Origin of the sequence: Mesorhizobium sp. M7A.F.Ca.CA.004.06.1.1 (assembly GCF_003999135.1) — a bacterium.
Taxonomy (GTDB): domain Bacteria; phylum Pseudomonadota; class Alphaproteobacteria; order Rhizobiales; family Rhizobiaceae; genus Mesorhizobium.
The window spans coordinates 1-2,091 of sequence record NZ_RZPQ01000908.1 but is presented as its reverse complement, the minus strand read 5'-3'; the positions used below and the strand labels follow the sequence as shown (position 1 = coordinate 2,091).

The following is a 2,091-nucleotide window of genomic DNA, read 5'->3' as shown; positions in this document are numbered from 1 at the left end:
GTCTTCATCGTCGATCAGCCCGGCCGCCTCCTCCGGCGAAACCACCTCGATCACGGCGTTCGCCTCGTCCAGCAGCTCGCGATAACCCTTTTTCACGCTCTCATCCCTCCCGCCTTGCTGGCGGATTTCGAGCACACCAGCCGGCGTTTGTCACGCCGCGCTGCCGCCGGCCAGCGTCCTCCAGGCCGCCATGGCCCCGGCTACCGTCGCCAGCAGGGCATTATGCGAGGCGCCGTCGCGCGCCTGGATCGACATGCCGTGCTGGACCGTGGCGAAGAAGGTCGCGGCGGCGCTCGCATCGAAATCCGCCGGCAATTCGCCTTCGGCAACGCCGCGCTCCAGACGCTTCTGCAGTGCGGTGTGGTTTTCGGCGCGACGACGGCGCAGGTCGTCGCAGATGGCGCCGCGGCTCGAATCCTGATGCAGTGCGCCCAGCGTGATCAGGCAGCCCTGCGGACGATCGCTCTGCGCATAGGCCCTCGCCGTCAGGCTCAGGAATTGTTCGATCGCCTGCCGCGCAGTCGGAGCTTCCTCCAGCGCCAGCCAGATGTCGGCACCCTCGGTGTGCGAGTAAAAATCCGTCGCCTCCAGGAACAGCGCCTCCTTGCTGCCGAAGGCAGCGTAGAGGCTGGGCGAGTTGATGCCCATGGCGGCGGTCAGCTCGCTCATCGACGCGCCTTCGTAACCACGGGCCCAGAACACCTCCATCGCGCGGCGCAGGGCTGCGGTTCGATCGAAAGTGCGGGGGCGGCCTCGTTCCGGCATGATGCTCTTTTCTGTGTTGATCGATACATAATTAAGTTGACGCCGACGGGCAAGGCTGACAGGTATTTATGTATCGATCGTTACAAAAGGAGAAATCGATGTCATCCAACCAACTGGGCGGCAAGGCCGCGCTCGTCACCGGCGGCAGTCGCGGCATCGGTGCGGCGATTGCGCGACGGCTCGCGGCCGACGGCGCCAGTGTCGCGCTAACTTATGTGCATGGCGAGGAGCAGGCCCGCTCGGTTGTCGCCGAAATCGAGGCCAAGGGCGGCCGCGCCATCGCGATCAAGGCCGACAACCGCGATGCGGTGGCCATAGACAAGGCCGTCGATGACGCAGTGACCGCCTTCGGCCGGCTCGACATCCTGGTCAACAGCGCCGGCATCTGGCGGGCCGCCCCCATCGACACGCTGTCGCTCGCAGATTTCGACGAGACCATGGAGGTCAATCTCCGGGCTCCATTCATCGCCTCGAAGGCGGCGGCCGTGCATATGGGTGAGGGCGGCAGCATCATCTCGATCGGCAGCAACCTTGCCGAGAGGGCGACCGACGGCAGCCTCACGGCCTATTCGGCCAGCAAGGCGGCGCTGGTCGGCCTGACCAGGGCGCTGGCGCGCGACCTCGGCCCGCGCGGCATCACCGCCAACGTCGTCCATCCCGGTTCGACCGACACCGACATGAACCCGGCCGACGGCCCGCATGCCGAGCATCAGCGCCGGAAAATGGCAACACCGCGTTTCGGCAAGGCCGATGACATTGCCGGCATGGTCGCCTGGCTTGCAGGCCCTGAAGGCCGCTTCGTCACCGGCGCTGCCCTGACCATCGATGGCGGCGCCAACGCCTGATCCCGAGAGATTTCCGGCTGGGGCGGAACAACCCTCCGCTCCAGCCGTCACGATCTTGTGAAACCGTTCTGCAACAGGCTTTCCAAAATTTATGAAAGCTTAACGAAATCGGTATGAATCAGTATAGTCGCGCCTTACATCCGCCATGCGGTGAGCGGGACGATCTAGCGTGCGGAACGGGAACCGGTTGCGGCCGGAGCGGGTGATTCATGAAATTCCTCGGAAACAAAGCAACCGTGATGCCGCTGGTGGCGATCGCGGCAACGCTGGCTTTCGGTGTACCCCAGGCAGGCGCGCAGGGGCTGTTCGACATGCTTTTCGGCGGCGGCGTAAAGCACGCGCCGAAAGGCGAGTTTCCGCCCCCGCCACCGAAGCACAAGCCAAAGCCGAAGGCTCCGGCCAGCGGTGGCGGTGGCGGCGCGAGAATCAGCAGCCCATCCTATTACACCTACAAGGCGGACCGGCTGGTTCGCGTCGACTT

The 2,091-nt window shown here is 65.0% G+C and carries 2 protein-coding genes and 2 pseudogenes; 2 read left to right on the top strand and 2 right to left on the bottom strand.

Going from position 1 to position 2,091, the window contains the following annotated elements; translation table 11 throughout:
• Window positions 1–96 (bottom strand): annotated as a pseudogene (locus EN906_RS39060) (rhodanese-like domain-containing protein); the annotation flags it as partial.
• Between the two features lie 54 nt (window positions 97–150).
• A complete protein-coding gene (locus EN906_RS31990; RefSeq protein WP_127270858.1) occupies window positions 151–765 on the bottom strand; it encodes a TetR/AcrR family transcriptional regulator in 615 nt (204 codons plus the stop codon).
• Window positions 766–863: 98 nt separating this feature from the next.
• On the opposite strand from EN906_RS31990, the gene EN906_RS31985 reads away from it, so the two are divergent.
• A complete protein-coding gene (locus EN906_RS31985; RefSeq protein ID WP_127270861.1) occupies window positions 864–1,610 on the top strand; it encodes a 3-oxoacyl-ACP reductase family protein in 747 nt (248 codons plus the stop codon).
• Window positions 1,611–1,819: 209 nt separating this feature from the next.
• A pseudogene (locus EN906_RS31980) lies at window positions 1,820–2,091 on the top strand (hypothetical protein); the annotation flags it as partial.